The following is a 13839-nucleotide window of genomic DNA, read 5'->3' as shown; positions in this document are numbered from 1 at the left end:
AAGCGTTCGAATATGAGATAGTGGCCCCCGAACGCCTGATAAAATTCGACAACTCGCCGGATTTCAGGGGGAAACCGCGTGTCACGCCGCCACCGATGTCCGTCGCCCGCCACCCTTCCGGGGTCGGAACCGAGCCTCCGGCCGGCGCGTCTCACGATTGTTCGTCCCGCCATCGGCGGCCAGCCGCATCGAACCGTTTCACCCAGCGACGGGCTCCGGCCCGCCCGCGCCCCTCGCCGCCTCATGGCGGCGAACCCAAGGCAGCGCTGTTGCGCGCGGCCACCCTTCGGTTTCATCGTCCTCGTTCGGCGGATCGTACGGCCGGGCTTCGTCACCCCGTGACGGCGCGTCGCGCGCCGCCACTCGCATAAGGAAACCCTCCATGCCGCTCTCGTCCAACCAGCTCCCGCGCTGGACCCTCTGGGCCCCGCTTGCCGCATGGCTGGTACTCGCGCTGTCGCGCGTCGTGCCGGCCGAAGGCCTCGTCATCGCGCTGTTCGCCGCCGCACTGGCCGGCGCCGTGTTCGCCGCCGTCCACCATGCGGAAGTCGTCGCGCACCGCGTCGGCGAACCGTTCGGCACGCTCGTGCTCGCGGTCGCCGTGACCGTCATCGAAGTCGCGCTGATCGTGTCGGTGATGCTCGGTGCGGGCCCCGAGAAATCGGGCCTCGCGCGCGACACCGTGTTCGCCGCCGTGATGATCATCTGCAACGGCATCGTCGGCATCTGCCTGCTGGTCGGCGCGTGGAAGCACGGCGAACAGGACTTCCAGGGGCGCGGCGCGAGCAAGGCGCTCGCGGTGCTGGCTTCGCTGTCCGTGCTGTCGCTCGTGATGCCGAATTACCTGAGCGCGGTGCCGGGCCCGCAGTTCTCGAAATCGCAGCTCGCGTTCGCCGGCGTGTCGTCGCTCGTGCTGTACGGCGTGTTCGTGTTCGTGCAGACCGTGCGTCACCGCGACTACTTCCTCGCCGATCACGACAGCGCGAACGAAACGGTGCACGCGGCGCCGCCGAGCAACCGCACTGCGGTGATCAGCATGGTGCTGCTGTTCGCGAGCCTCGTCGCGGTCGTGCTGCTCGCGAAGCTGCTGTCGCCGGCCGTCGAGCATGCGGTGCTGAAGCTCGGCGCGCCCGAAGCCGCGGTCGGCATCGTGATCGCCGCGCTCGTGCTGCTGCCGGAAGGGCTCGCGGCCGTCACCGCCGCGCGCGCGAACCGCCTGCAGACCAGCATGAACCTCGCGCTCGGTTCGGCGCTCGCGAGCATCGGGCTCACGATCCCGACCGTCGCGGCCGTGTTCATCTGGGTCGGCCAGCCGCTCACGCTTGGCATCGGCGCGATGGAAACCGTGCTGCTGGCGCTCACCTTGCTGGTCAGCACGCTGACGCTCAGCCAGGGGCGCACGACGGTGCTGCACGGCGTCGTGCACCTGTCGCTGTTCGCCGCGTACCTGTTCCTGTCGGTCACCCACTGACGCCGATATGCACGCAGCCCGGCGGATCGCCTCCGCCGGGCCGCACGCAGTCTTTCACGTCCCTTCCCCCCCTTCATTCGCGTCACGCCGCCGCTACCGGACCGGAATCACGAGATGCTGGCCGGCCAGGATCAGGTTCGGATTGGCAAGGTTGTTGCGGCGCTGGATCTCGCGATAACGCTGGCCGCTGCCGAGCTTGCTCGCCGCGATCATGTTCAGCGTGTCGCCCGCCTTCACCACGTACGTGTGTTCGCCCGACGCGGCCGCGGTCGTCACCGCCTGGTCGCTGACGAAGTACTTGCGCAGCAGGTCGAGATACTGCGGCGACTGCTTGAGCTTCGCGATCGCGGCGTTCAGGTAGATCAGCAGATCCTGGTCGTCGGCGCGCACGCCGATCTTGTACGCGATGCTCGAACCGTCGAGCTTGGTCACCGCGAACTTCAGGTCGGTACTCTTGATCGAGCTGACCGCGAACGGATAGTCGTAGATGAACGCGTCGACCGTATGCCCGTCGATGCTCTTCGCGATGAACGCCGGATCGGAATCGTCGACCTCGACGAACCGGACGTTCGGATACTGGCGCGTGACGAACGCGCGCACGTCGGGGTCGCCCTTCAGGATGCCGACCGTCTTGCCCGCGAGATCGTCGGTCGAGCGGATCGCGGACCCTTGCCGCACGATCAGCGAATAGCCGAAATCGTCGACGTACGGCACCGAATAGACGACGCCGGCCGGCGTGTTGTCCGGGAACGTCAGCCCGTCCATTGCCACGTCGACGACGTGGTTCCCCTTCGCGTCCGTGTCGAGCAGTTGCTTCGGCACGCCCGGGTACGTGTCGACCTCGTGACGCGTATCGACGACGACCGGCTTGCCGCCGTGCGAGAACGACGGATCCGCGAACAGCAGCCGCGCGAGTTCGACGTTGAAGCCGTGCGGTGCACCCTTGTCCTCGCCGAAGAACGGCTCGCTCGGGTTCTGCACCGAGATCCGCACGATGCCGTTTTCGGCAATCGATTTCAGCGCGCTGGCCTGCGGCGTGAAGCCGGCCGGCAGCACGTTGGCCGACGGCGACGGCTGCGCGGGCTGGCCGGTGTCGCCGTTTTGCGCGGACGTCGAGGCCGGGGCCGTGTCGTGCGCGGGAATCAGCGACGACAGGCCGCCCTGATGCACGATCCATACGCCGACGAGCACCACCAGAAACGCGATTGCGCCGAGAAGTTTTTTCATGGTTGCGTGCCTGCAGGAAGTTATTGTTGTTTCGACGGCAACTGGGCGGGGTTCGCCGCATCGGGGCCGGGAACGGGCACGTGGCCGCCGTTCATCGCCTGCTGCTGCGCCTGCTTGACCTCGGGGTTGTCCATCAGCGACGTCTCCATCTCGGAGAACGCCTTGTTGACCGAGCGCATCACCGAATCGACGGCCACGTCGGTCTTGATCTGCTCGAACGTGTCGGCCGTCTGCCGGCCCGCGAGCTTGTTCATCTGCTGCGCCGCCTGCGACATGTCCCACATCGCCTTCGCGCGGTCGATCGCCAACGCGAAATTCTTCAGTTCGGCCTGCACCTGCTTGTAGCGGCCCTCGCGAAACGCGAGAAGCTGCTTCATCGTGTCGAGCTGCGACCGGAAGCGCGGTGCGTCGTCCGGATACTGCTTCTCGAACAACTCGGTCTTGTTCTCGAAGTTCTTCACCTCGGTGCGGAACGCGGTGATGCTGTCCGCGAATTTCTGGGCCGCCTGGCGCTTTTCCGCGAGCTGGTTGATCAGCGTCTCGATCGGATTCGACTGCGCCTCCTCGACGATCATCTTCACCTTCTGGTTCGCGAACTTCATCGCGACGACCGGCGCGAAATAGATCGCGCCGAGGCCGATGACGCCCGCCGTGATCAGCGCGATCATCCCCTTCAGGATGAACAGCGCGGCCGGTGCCGCAATGGCGACCCCGGCGATGATGATCGCCCACTTGATCAGCTTGACCTTGCCACTCCCCGAACTGCCGTTTGCTTCATTCGAAAGCTGCGACATGAGTTTTTCTCCTTGAACCTCGAACCGAACTGCGTGCGTTTGCTTCTTCAAGCTCACTCGAAATGCTTCGGACTCCGGTGCCGCCGGACGGTCGGGAAAGCCGGCGGCGCAATGCAAGGACGGGCGCCGGCGGGCGTCACGAGACGCCGGTGTAGGTGCCGTTCAGGATGCAGTGATCAGGGGCGGCAGGCTGCGGCCCGATGCAGCGGGCCGGGCCGGCGCCGTTCATCGGCGCGGCCGGCGCGCGGACGGGGAAGTGTACCGAGGCACGGTACGAAACGGGATGACGGATACGTGACGCGACGGGCGTCGGGAGAATCGCTGCTCCGGCGGGCCGACCGATGCGGCGCCGGGATTCCGGTACGAGTGCGTAAAGGCTCATCGTTGTTCTTTTGCGTGTCGCGGGTGCAGGAACCGCGCGGCCGGCGCGTCCCGCTCCAAATGCACGGACGTATCCTGCGCCGACCGGCATGCAGCGTCAAGCGGTTGTCGCGGTGCAGCGAACCGCCGCGTTGCGTCCTTGAAACGCACTCATCCAGACAGCTTTCAATGCGGTAAGGATTCGTGAGACGCCCGCCTGCCGCGCTCGCTCAGGATTGCTTGTCATCGCCGCACCGCGAGCTTCCGGATTGAAAGCTTGTGACGCGCGACGAATGCGCTACGCCGCCGCGCCGCCCTGCTCCTGCGCGAGAAACCGCTCGACCATCGCGTTGAACACCGGCAGCGCCGGATTGTCGTTGTCCGCGCGCCACGCGAGATACAGCTCGGCCGCGACGTTGACACCCGCCAGCGGCCGGAACACCACGCCGTCGACATGCAGCTCGCGCGCCGACGCCGGCACGAGCGCCGCGCCGAGCCCCGCGCGCACGAGGCCGAGGATCGTATGCGTCTGCCCGACGTAGTGCAGGTAGTTCGGCAGCCGCCCGGCGCCCGCGAACATCCCCGAGATCATGTCGTGAAAGTACTTCCCCTCGTTCGGCGAATACGCGATGAACGGCTGCCGGTCGAGCTCGTCGGGGCCGATCTGCTCGTACGCGGCAAGCGGCGCGCCTTGCGCGACCGCGACGAGCATCGGCTCGCGCTGCACGAGCCGGTATTCGAGCGGCTGGCGCGCGGCGCGCTGGCGCACGAAACCCGCGTCGAGCATCCGCGATGCGAGCGCGTCGATCTGCACGGTCGACACCATCTCGCGCAATTCGACGTCGACGTCCGGCAGCGCGTGCGCCGCGTGTGCGAGCAGCACCGGAATCATCCGGTATGCACTGACGGCCGTGAAGCCGAGCGTGATGCGGCCGGCCCCGCCGTGCGCGACGCGCTGCGCGGCTTGCTCGGCCCGCGCGGAGAATTCGAGGATGTGCCGCGCGTCGCGCAGGAAACGCTCGCCGGCCGCGGTCAGGCCGACCTGCCGGCTGCTGCGTTCGAGCAGCGCGATGCCGAGCGCGTGCTCGAGCAACTGAATCTGCCGGCTGAGCGGCGGCTGGGTCATGAAGAGCCGCCTGGCCGCGCGGCCGAAATGCAGTTCCTCGGCGACCGCGACGAAGCAGCGAAGCTGGTGCAGTTCAATCATCCAGATTTTGTATCGATCGATGGTCGTTCGAGGTTAGACCGATAGCGATACGATTTCCATGCTCGGTTGCACCTGATATGTGGCTCGCGGGCCGCTTCGAACGGATTCGCATCATGCCGGGCGCATGAACATCGCCGCGGCGCGCGCGGTTCGGGCGGCGCGCGGCCGCGCCCGCACGCGCCGTCAAGCGCGCTTGCGGCCGCCCGGCGTCTGCTCGATCGTCAACCGGTCGAGTTCGCGCAGGTCGTTCTCCAGCGCGGGCGTGAGCGTCGTGCGCAGATGGTCGAGGAACGTGCGGATCTTCGCGTCGAGATAGCGGCGCGTCGCGTAGACGGCATACACGCTCACCGTCTGCAACCGGTAATCGGGAAGCACGCGGATCAGCCGCCGCGCGCGGATATCGTCGAGCACCGTATACAGCGCGACGCACGCGATCCCGCGCCCGGCGCGCACCGCGACGCACAGCGCGTCCGGCACGTTGACCTGGAACGGCGCAGGCTGCAGTTCGTAGACAGCCTCGTCGCCGTCATTGCGCTCGAGCCGCCATTCGCCGGCCGGCGATGCGGGCGTATCGAGACGCAGGCACACGTGGTTCGGCAAATCGCCGGGCGTCTGCGGCGTGCCGTGCCGCGCGAGGTATTCGCGCGACGCGACGAGCACGCTGCAGCTCGTGCCGCAGGTTTGCGCGACATAGCCCGAATCGGGCAATTGCGACGCCGTCACGATCGACACGTCGTAGCCTTCCTCGACGAGATTCGGCATCCGCTGCGCGAGCGTCAGCTCGACCGCCACGTCGGGGTTGTCCTCCTGGTAGCGGACGATCGACGACACGACATGACTCTGCCCGAGCCCCGTCATCGCATGGATGCGCATCTTGCCGCTCGGCCGCAACAGCGCGTTGCGCGCCTCCGCGTTCGCGTAGTCGATTTCCGCGAGGATCGATTTCGCGCGCTCGAAATAGCGTTCGCCGCTTTCGGTGAGGCCGAGATGGCGCGTCGTGCGATGCAGCAGGCGCGTCTGTACGTGCGCTTCGAGGTTCGATACCGCGCGCGACACCTGCGCGGTGGTCGCGTCGATTTCCTTCGCGACCGCGGTAAAACTGCCGGCTTCGACAACGCGCACGAACAGGCGCATGTTTTCGAGCATGTCCATTGGATTGGCTTGGGGAGAGTCGGTGGGGAGACGTCGGCGGCGCTCGCGTCAGATGGTGAACGGAACGCAACCGCGAACCACGTCGAATCGATCACCGTGCCGGGGGAAAGGCGGGAGAGCGGGCATCGCGTACGTGGTTCTGGCATATCGGGGATTCAGTGGCCGGAATTGTACGCCGCCGCAGACAAATTTGCGCTATTACGCGCCGCCCGAACTTTCATCGGATGAAAGTCTTTTGCAAGACACGCGCGTCGTGCGCGTGCAACGGCTTGATGCAGCGCGACAATTTGTATCACAACACGATATAATTCCGTGCTTGTCGCCGCGCGTATCCGCGCTGTCATGTTTACCGATTACCGTCCATGTCGTCAGGCTCCTCCTCGTCGCGCCGCACGCTGCGCCAATGGCTGCACAGCTTCCTTCCCCATCCGATGTCGCTCGGCTGGCGCGAGCGCCTGCGTTCGTGCACGGGCGCGCTCGTCGGCATCGCGACGGTCGGCGTCACGATGCGGTGGCTGCCCGGCGTGCCGGGCCTCGTGCCGCTGCTCGTCGCGCCGATGGGCGCGTCGGCCGTGCTGCTGTTCGCGGTGCCGGCAAGTCCGCTCGCGCAACCGTGGTCGATCATCGGCGGCAATCTCGTCGCGGCGACGGTCGGCGTCGCGTGCGCGCAATGGATCGCCGATCCGATTACGGCCGCCGCGGTCGCGATCGCATGCGCGATCGGCGGCATGTTCGCGCTGCGCTGCGTGCACCCGCCGTCGGGCGCCGTCGCGCTCACGGCCGTGGTCGGCGGCCCGGCAATTCATTCGCTCGGGTTCGGCTTCGTGCTGGAGCCGATCGCGCTGCAATCGGCGATCCTGCTGTCGGCCGCGCTCGCGTATCACGCACTGACCGGGCACCGCTACCCGCATGGCGGCGTGCGTCCCGAAGCGAAACCGCAGGCAGGCAGCGCCGCTCCGGCACGCGGCGGCTTCACGCGCGACGATCTCGACGCAGTGCTGAAGCGCCGCAGCGAATGGCTCGACGTCGATCCGGACGATCTCGAAACGCTGCTGCGCGAAACCGAGATGCAGGCCTATACGCGCACGTTCGGCCAGCTCACGTGCGCCGACCTGATGACGAAGCATGCGATCGAGGCGGCGCCGTCGACGTCGGTAACGGCCGCGCTCACGCTTCTCGACCGCTACCGCGTGAAGGCACTGCCCGTCGTCGACGGCGACGGCCGCCTGGCCGGCATCGTCACGCGCGCCGACCTCACGCGCCAGTTGCGCCGCCCGACCCCGCTGTGGCAACGCCTGTCCGCGCGGCTGCCGCAATCGTTCGGCGGCCAGCCTGCGAGCGTCGCCTCGGTGATGACACGCGACGTCGCGTTCGTGCCGGAAACGATGCCGATCACGGCGCTCGTGCCGCTGTTCACGCATTCGGGCCACCACCACATTCCGGTTGTCGATGCATCGCGCCGGCTCGTCGGGATCATTACGCAGACGGATCTCGTCACGGGCCTTTATCGGCAAACGCAAATGCTTGAGGCCGCGTAACCCGGGCGCAACGACCGACGCAACGCGGAATGCTTTCACCCCGCTTTAATTCGGCCATTTATATCATATTGTGATATATTTATCGCTACCGAAACCAACTACCCGACCGACCGCGATGAACGATACCCGACGCGCGCTGGACAAAAGCGATTTCCAGCAACTGTCCGAATTCCGCTACCACATGCGCCGCTTCGAGCGCTTCTCCGAACGCGCCGCGCAAAGCGAAGGCGTGACGCCGCTGCAATACCTGCTGCTGCTGCACATCAAGGGCTATCCGCATCGCGAATGGGCAACCATCGGCGAACTCGCGGAACGCCTGCAGGCGCAGCATCACGGCGTCGTCGCGCTGGTGACGCGCTGCGAAGCGCTCGGGCTCGTGAAGCGCAAGACGAGCGAAGCCGACCGCCGGCAGGTCGAGGTTCACCTCGAGCAAGCCGGCGAAACGCTGCTTGCACGCCTCGCGGCGATGCATCGCGCCGAGCTGAAGTCGCTCAAGGGCACGTTCCAGGTCCCGCAGATCGATTACTGACCCTTGCTTTTACCACACCGATGAGCGCACCGCACAAACGCGATTTCTCGACCAACGAACGCCTGCCCAGAATCGCGTTGCTTGCCGCCGGGATCGGCCTGCTCAGCACGCTTGCCGCGTTCGTGCTGTCGAGCCTGATCCACCTGTTCACGAACCTGTTCTTCTTCCAGCAGTTCTCGTTCGCCGACCGCTCTCCGGCGAACAACACGCTCGGCGCATGGGTGATCGTCATACCGGTGATCGGCGGGCTGATCGTCGGGATGATGGCGCGCTTCGGTTCGGAAAAGATTCGCGGTCACGGCATTCCCGAAGCGATCGAGGCGATCCTGTTCGGCAAGAGCCGCATGTCGCCGAAGGTCGCGATCCTGAAGCCGCTGTCGTCCGGCGTCGTGATCGGCAGCGGCGGCCCGTTCGGCGCGGAAGGCCCGATCATCATGACGGGCGGCGCGCTCGGCTCGCTGATCGCGCAGTGCGTGCACGTGACCGCCGCCGAGCGCAAGACGCTGCTCGTCGCCGGTGCGGCCGCCGGCATGACGGCCGTGTTCGGCACGCCGGTCGCCGCGGTGCTGCTCGCGGTCGAACTGCTGCTGTTCGAATGGCGTCCGCGCAGTTTCCTGCCGGTCGCGCTCGCATGCGCGGTGGCCGGTTTCGCACGCGCGCTGTTCTTCGGCGTCGATCCGCTGTTTCCGCTCGCCACGGTCGCGCCGACGCCCGTCGCGCTGCTGTCGTGCATCGTCGCGGGCCTGCTGTCGGGCATGCTCGCCTGCGGCCTGTCGGCTGCGCTGTACCGCGTCGAGGACACCTTCGCGAAGCTGCCCGTGCACTGGATGTGGTGGCCCGCGCTCGGCGCGATCGTGATCGGCATCGGCGGCTGGCTCGAACCGCGCGCACTCGGCGTCGGCTACGACGTGATCGGCGACCTGCTGCACCAGCACATGGCGCTGAAGATCGCGCTCGCTCTGCTGATCGTGAAGGCCGTGATGTGGGTGATCGCGCTCGGCTCGGGTACGTCGGGCGGTGTGCTCGCCCCGCTGCTGATGCTCGGCGCCGGTCTCGGCACCGTGCTGTCGCCGGTGCTGCCAGGCGGCGATCCGGCGCTGTGGCCGCTCGTGTGCATGGCCGCGACGCTCGGCGCGACGCTCGGTGCCCCGCTGACCGCGATCGTGTTCGCGTTCGGCCTCACGCACGACGCCAACGCGCTGCTGCCGCTGCTCGCGGCGACGCTCGTCGCGCACGGCTTCGCGACCATCGTGATGAAGCGCTCGATCATGACGGAAAAGATCGCGCGCCGCGGCTATCACATCTACCGCGAATACGGTGTCGATCCGCTCGAGCGGCATGACATCGGCGAAGTGATGACGTCCGCCGACCGGCTCGTCGCGATCGACGGCGCGTCGACGCTCGATATTGTCGAGACGCAGTACTTCGGCGCGAAGCAGACGCACCGCGCGTACCCGGTCGTGCAGAACGGCCGCCTGCTCGGCCTCGTCGATCGCGCGACGCTCGACGCGCAGCGCGCACACGCCGCGCCCGACACGCCGGTCTCGGGCGCGTTCGCCAACTGCGCGCCCGCCGTCGCGCTTGCGCACGAGACGTGCCGCGTCGTCGCATCGCGACTCGCGATGCTCGGCCTCGAACGCCTGCCGGTCGTCGACGACGAGCAATCGCTGCGCATCACGGGCATCGTGTCGCGCAGCGACCTGATCAAGCCCGCGCTCCAGCACTTCGACGACGAACAGAAGCGCGAGCGCTTCCGCCCGATCGTCCCGGCCAACCTGCGCGACATCGGCACGCGCAAGGCCGGCTGACGCATCCAGCGTGCGCGGCACCGCGGCCGCGCACCGCTTCATCACCCCGCCTCACGTCGCTGCACGATGCGGCGCGCGCCTCGCGCACCGCATCGTTTTCCGCTGCTTCCCGCGTTTAAAGTTGGTTGACAATCCAACCGACGAAAGTTTGTCATCATGGTACCCATGCGACGGGGCCACCCAATTCAGCCATTCCAATTCGCGATCAGATAAAGAGTCGCGGCACGGCATGCACACACATGCCGCTCGCCGCGACCGTCACGTCACCACACGACCGGGCAGCGCGCCGACCGGGCAACGCACGACGTCGTTGCCGCGTCACCCGTCCACCGACGGGCCGCACACGATGCATGCCGCGCCGCAGCAGAGCCGCACAGCACCGGAGCCACCGTTTGGCAAGCGCGTTAACAACTTGTTTCGGAATAGCCGGAACCGTGCTTGTCCGACGCGATCTCATTAGCACGCAGTACTGCTGCGCATCCCACTCAATCAATCACGACTCGAGGGAGATAACGTGAACGTGAAATACTTACCGCTCATCGCATTGACCGTGGCATTTTCTGCTCATGCGGCCGATTCCGCCCTGCAGAACGTGGGACAAAGCCAGAAGCCCGCCGACCAGGTCGCGCAGTGCATCGCCAAGACCTGGGCCGACAAGTCGCAGCAACAGGTGACGTCGCAGTATGAACTCGCGAACGGCCTCGCGATGGCCGTTTATGCGCCGGGCCAGCAGCCGCCGAACGGCGCCGCCGCCGTGGTGCGCCCGGCCAATGCCGCGAATGCGAAGACCTGGGTCGGTTTCCGCGGCGGCGATGCATCGTCGGCCGGCGACATCAACGCCTGCCTGTAACGAGAGCAAGCGCTTCGGATGGCCTTGCGCCATCCGCTTGCGACAAGCCCCGCTTCGGCGGGGCTTTTCTTTTGCTGCTGCCCGCGCTTACAGGTAGCTGCACACGTAGTCGAGCGTCTCGAGCACTTCGATGTCGAAGCGGCTCTTGCCCGGCACCGAGAACGATTCGCCGGCGCCGTAGGTCTGCCATTCGCTGCTGCCGTCGAGCTTCACACGGCACTTGCCGGCCTGCACTTCCATCAATTCGGGCGCGTCCGTGCCGAAGTTGAGCGCGCACGGCAGGATCACGCCGAGCGTCTTGCGCGTGCCGTCCGGGAAGAGCACGGTATGCGACACGCACTTGCCGTCGAAATAGACGTTCGCGCGCTTGACGACCGATACGTTGTCGAATTGGGTTGCACTGGTCATGTGATGCCTCTGATTGCTGGATGCCGGATGGCGATGTTGTTGGAGGCCGGCCGGAGCGGCGAGCCGGTCGCTATGATACCGGCTCGCGCGGCGCACGCCCGAACTGCGTGCTCGCCGGGCAAGCGTCGTGCCCGTCAAACGACGGCAGCGCTGCGCGCCCGATCTTCAGGATGACTATGCGATGACGGACGCTGCCCGCAGGATCCGATTCACCGCAGCCCCTTTCGTCGCGCGGAATCGCGCAGGCAATCGAGCAGCATCGCCGCGGCCGGCGTCAGCGGGCTGTCGCGGCGCGTCACGACCTGCACCGACACGGCCGGCAAACGCTCGCGAATCGGCAGCACCGTCAACTGCTCGCGTGCCCACGCGCCCTGGAGCAGTTGCTCGGGCATCGATGCGATCAGGTCGCAACCCGTCATCAGGCTGTGCGCGAGCCCGAAGCTCGGGCATTCGACGACACGCGCCGGCACCGGCAACCCGTACGCGACGAACGAATTGAACAGCGCCTGCGTCGAGCTTTCCGGCGACGGATTCATCAGCCAGTCGGCCTCGACGAGATCGGCGAGCGACGTGGCCGACGCGAGCGGATGCTCCTTGCGCGCGACGATCAGCGAACGGCTCGCATAGAGCTCCGCATGATCGAACTCGGCCGCCAGTAGCTCAGGCACGACGACGGCCACCGCGAAATCGAGCGAGCCGTCGTGCAGGCGCGGCAGCGCGACGCCCGGAAACCCTTCGACCAGGTTGACGCGCGCCACCGGAAAGCGGCGCCGGAACGCGCGAAACGCATCGGGCAGGATCGTCACCGCGGCGGCCGGCGTGATCGCCGCCGCGACGGAGCCCGTCATCGCGCCCTGCGCCTGCTCGATATCGTCGCGGGCGCGCTGCATTTCGGCGACGATCAGCCGCGCGCGCACCTGCAGTTGCTGGCCGAACGCGGTGAGCTGCACGCCGCGCGCGGTGCGCACGACGAGCGACACGCCGAGCGCGATCTCCAGTTCCTTGACCGCCTTCGTCAGCGCCGCCGGCGACACGTTCAGGCGCCGCGCGGCCGCGCGGATGCTGCCCTCTTCCGCAACGGTGACGAACGCTTTCAGCTGATGGTATTTCATGGCGGCGATGCGTGATCCGTGGAAACCCTGTACCCGGCCGTGCACGCCGGTTCAGGGTATTCCCGAGCGGCAACCGGTGGTGTGCACCAAAGCAATTTATCAGCTTCTGGTAAGCAAAAGAAATTTATATGCTTTCTCGTCATATGCGCGTCAAACGCCCCATCCGCCCCACAGGAGAGACCATGCTGCAAGCCGTGAACCCCGTCATCCCCGGCATCGCCGCGATTGCGCCCGAACTGGTCGAGGTGCGCCGCCGCATCCACGCGCATCCCGAACTCGCGTTCGAAGAGACGCTCACGAGCGATCTCGTTGCCGAGCTGCTCGCCGGCTGGGGTTATGAAGTGCATCGCGGCATCGGCAAGACGGGCGTCGTCGGCGTGCTGCGCGAAGGGCAAGGCACGCGCACGGTCGGCCTGCGCGCCGATATGGACGCGCTGCCGCTCGCGGAAGCCACCGGCCTGCCGTATGCAAGCCGCCATGCAAACAAGATGCATGCATGCGGCCACGACGGCCACACCGCGATGTTGCTGTGCGCGGCGCGCCACCTCGCGGCGACGCGCCAGTTCTCCGGCACGCTGAACCTGATCTTCCAGCCGGCCGAGGAAAACTTCGGCGGCGCGAAGGCGATGATGGACGACGGCCTGTTCGACCGCTTCCCGTGCGACGCGATCTTCGCGATCCACAACATGCCGGGCCGCGCGGCCGGCGACATGGCGTTCCGCACCGGTGCCGCGATGGCGTCGGCCGACCGCGTGACGATCACGCTGCGCGGTGTCGGCGGCCACGGCGCGATGCCGCATTTCGCGCGCGATCCGATGTCGGCCGCGGGCAGCATCATGGTCGCGCTGCAGACGATCGTCGCGCGCGAGGTCGACGCGCAGCATGCGGCGGTGATCACGGTCGGCAGCGTGCAGGCCGGCGAGACGTTCAACATCATTCCCGAAACCGTCGTGATGAAGCTGTCGGTGCGCGCGCTGAACGCCGACGTGCGCGCGCTGCTCGCGCGCCGCATCGACGCGCTCGTGAAAGGCCAGGCGGAAAGCTTCGGCGTCACCGCGGAAGTCGACTACGACTACGGCTACCCGGTGCTCGTCAATCACGCGGAACCGACCGCGTTCGCGGCCGATATCGCGCGCCGGATGCTCGGCGCCGAGCGCGTCGAAACCGACGCCGCGCCGCTGATGGGCAGCGAGGATTTCGCGTTCATGCTCGAGGCGCGCCCCGGCTGCTATGCGTTCATCGGCAACGGGATCGGCAGCAAGGGCGGCTGCATGGTGCACAACCCCGGCTACGACTTCAACGACGACATTCTCGCGATCGGCGCGAGCTACTGGGTTCGCGTCGCCGAAGCCTGGCTCGCGGCCTGACGGCCCTTCACCACGC

The 13839-nt window shown here is 67.0% G+C and carries 12 protein-coding genes; 6 read left to right on the top strand and 6 right to left on the bottom strand.

Features of this window, described 5'->3' with window-relative positions; all coding sequences use genetic code 11:
* Positions 1–382: 382 nt before the first annotated feature.
* Positions 383–1471 carry a calcium:proton antiporter gene (locus JYG32_RS19190; RefSeq protein WP_174382063.1) on the top strand — a complete coding sequence of 363 codons (1089 nt, stop codon included), beginning with the start codon at positions 383–385 and terminating at the stop codon, positions 1469–1471.
* A gap of 93 nt (positions 1472–1564) precedes the next feature.
* Here JYG32_RS19190 and JYG32_RS19185 read toward each other — a convergent pair whose 3' ends face one another.
* The 4 genes from JYG32_RS19185 to JYG32_RS19170 all read right to left on the bottom strand — a co-directional run bounded on the left by JYG32_RS19185 (position 1565) and on the right by JYG32_RS19170 (position 6211).
* The gene (locus tag JYG32_RS19185; RefSeq protein WP_213266563.1) at positions 1565–2698 is read right to left on the bottom strand and encodes a transporter substrate-binding and LysM peptidoglycan-binding domain-containing protein; all 1134 of its coding nucleotides are present in this window, start codon (positions 2696–2698) and stop codon (positions 1565–1567) included.
* A gap of 20 nt (positions 2699–2718) precedes the next feature.
* Entirely contained in the window at positions 2719–3492 is a 774-nt protein-coding gene (locus tag JYG32_RS19180; RefSeq protein ID WP_213266562.1) for a hypothetical protein, read from the bottom strand.
* A 658-nt stretch (positions 3493–4150) separates the two neighbouring features.
* Positions 4151–5059, bottom strand: a complete 909-nt coding sequence (locus tag JYG32_RS19175; protein WP_213266561.1) for a LysR substrate-binding domain-containing protein — start codon at positions 5057–5059, stop codon at positions 4151–4153.
* Between the two features lie 183 nt (positions 5060–5242).
* Positions 5243–6211, bottom strand: a complete 969-nt coding sequence (locus JYG32_RS19170; protein ID WP_213266560.1) for a LysR family transcriptional regulator — start codon at positions 6209–6211, stop codon at positions 5243–5245.
* 362 nt (positions 6212–6573) lie between these two features.
* On the opposite strand from JYG32_RS19170, the gene JYG32_RS19165 reads away from it, so the two are divergent.
* The 4 genes from JYG32_RS19165 to JYG32_RS19150 all read left to right on the top strand — a co-directional run bounded on the left by JYG32_RS19165 (position 6574) and on the right by JYG32_RS19150 (position 10936).
* Positions 6574–7749 carry an HPP family protein gene (locus tag JYG32_RS19165; RefSeq protein WP_213266559.1) on the top strand — a complete coding sequence of 392 codons (1176 nt, stop codon included), beginning with the start codon at positions 6574–6576 and terminating at the stop codon, positions 7747–7749.
* 115 nt (positions 7750–7864) lie between these two features.
* Positions 7865–8278, top strand: coding sequence for a MarR family winged helix-turn-helix transcriptional regulator (locus JYG32_RS19160; RefSeq protein ID WP_213266558.1), 414 nt, complete (start codon positions 7865–7867; stop codon positions 8276–8278).
* Positions 8279–8298: 20 nt separating this feature from the next.
* Positions 8299–10086, top strand: coding sequence for a chloride channel protein (locus JYG32_RS19155; RefSeq protein WP_213266557.1), 1788 nt, complete (start codon positions 8299–8301; stop codon positions 10084–10086).
* 514 nt (positions 10087–10600) lie between these two features.
* The gene (locus JYG32_RS19150) at positions 10601–10936 is read left to right on the top strand and encodes a hypothetical protein (RefSeq protein ID WP_174418674.1); all 336 of its coding nucleotides are present in this window, start codon (positions 10601–10603) and stop codon (positions 10934–10936) included.
* An 87-nt stretch (positions 10937–11023) separates the two neighbouring features.
* Here JYG32_RS19150 and JYG32_RS19145 read toward each other — a convergent pair whose 3' ends face one another.
* Entirely contained in the window at positions 11024–11344 is a 321-nt protein-coding gene (locus tag JYG32_RS19145) for a pyrimidine/purine nucleoside phosphorylase (protein ID WP_006478890.1), read from the bottom strand.
* Positions 11345–11553: 209 nt separating this feature from the next.
* Positions 11554–12456: a LysR substrate-binding domain-containing protein gene (locus JYG32_RS19140; RefSeq protein ID WP_213266556.1), complete on the bottom strand. Its 903-nt coding sequence runs from the start codon at positions 12454–12456 to the stop codon at positions 11554–11556.
* A gap of 182 nt (positions 12457–12638) precedes the next feature.
* On the opposite strand from JYG32_RS19140, the gene JYG32_RS19135 reads away from it, so the two are divergent.
* Positions 12639–13823: a M20 aminoacylase family protein gene (locus tag JYG32_RS19135; RefSeq protein WP_174382054.1), complete on the top strand. Its 1185-nt coding sequence runs from the start codon at positions 12639–12641 to the stop codon at positions 13821–13823.
* The last annotated feature ends 16 nt before the right edge of the window (positions 13824–13839 follow it).

Source organism: Burkholderia pyrrocinia (assembly GCF_018417535.1).
GTDB classification, from domain to species: domain Bacteria; phylum Pseudomonadota; class Gammaproteobacteria; order Burkholderiales; family Burkholderiaceae; genus Burkholderia; species Burkholderia pyrrocinia_E.
Note: the sequence above shows the minus strand (reverse complement) of the source record. Positions and strands in the feature narration are given on the sequence as shown.

Coding starts and splice junctions, on each gene's coding strand:
- JYG32_RS19190 (WP_174382063.1), top strand. CDS start 383: ATGCCGCTCTCGTCCAACCAGCTCCCGCGCTGGACCCTCTGGGCCCCG.
- JYG32_RS19185 (WP_213266563.1), bottom strand. CDS start 2,698: ATGAAAAAACTTCTCGGCGCAATCGCGTTTCTGGTGGTGCTCGTCGGC.
- JYG32_RS19180 (WP_213266562.1), bottom strand. CDS start 3,492: ATGTCGCAGCTTTCGAATGAAGCAAACGGCAGTTCGGGGAGTGGCAAG.
- JYG32_RS19175 (WP_213266561.1), bottom strand. CDS start 5,059: ATGATTGAACTGCACCAGCTTCGCTGCTTCGTCGCGGTCGCCGAGGAA.
- JYG32_RS19170 (WP_213266560.1), bottom strand. CDS start 6,211: ATGGACATGCTCGAAAACATGCGCCTGTTCGTGCGCGTTGTCGAAGCC.
- JYG32_RS19165 (WP_213266559.1), top strand. CDS start 6,574: ATGTCGTCAGGCTCCTCCTCGTCGCGCCGCACGCTGCGCCAATGGCTG.
- JYG32_RS19160 (WP_213266558.1), top strand. CDS start 7,865: ATGAACGATACCCGACGCGCGCTGGACAAAAGCGATTTCCAGCAACTG.
- JYG32_RS19155 (WP_213266557.1), top strand. CDS start 8,299: ATGAGCGCACCGCACAAACGCGATTTCTCGACCAACGAACGCCTGCCC.
- JYG32_RS19145 (WP_006478890.1), bottom strand. CDS start 11,344: ATGACCAGTGCAACCCAATTCGACAACGTATCGGTCGTCAAGCGCGCG.
- JYG32_RS19140 (WP_213266556.1), bottom strand. CDS start 12,456: ATGAAATACCATCAGCTGAAAGCGTTCGTCACCGTTGCGGAAGAGGGC.
- JYG32_RS19135 (WP_174382054.1), top strand. CDS start 12,639: ATGCTGCAAGCCGTGAACCCCGTCATCCCCGGCATCGCCGCGATTGCG.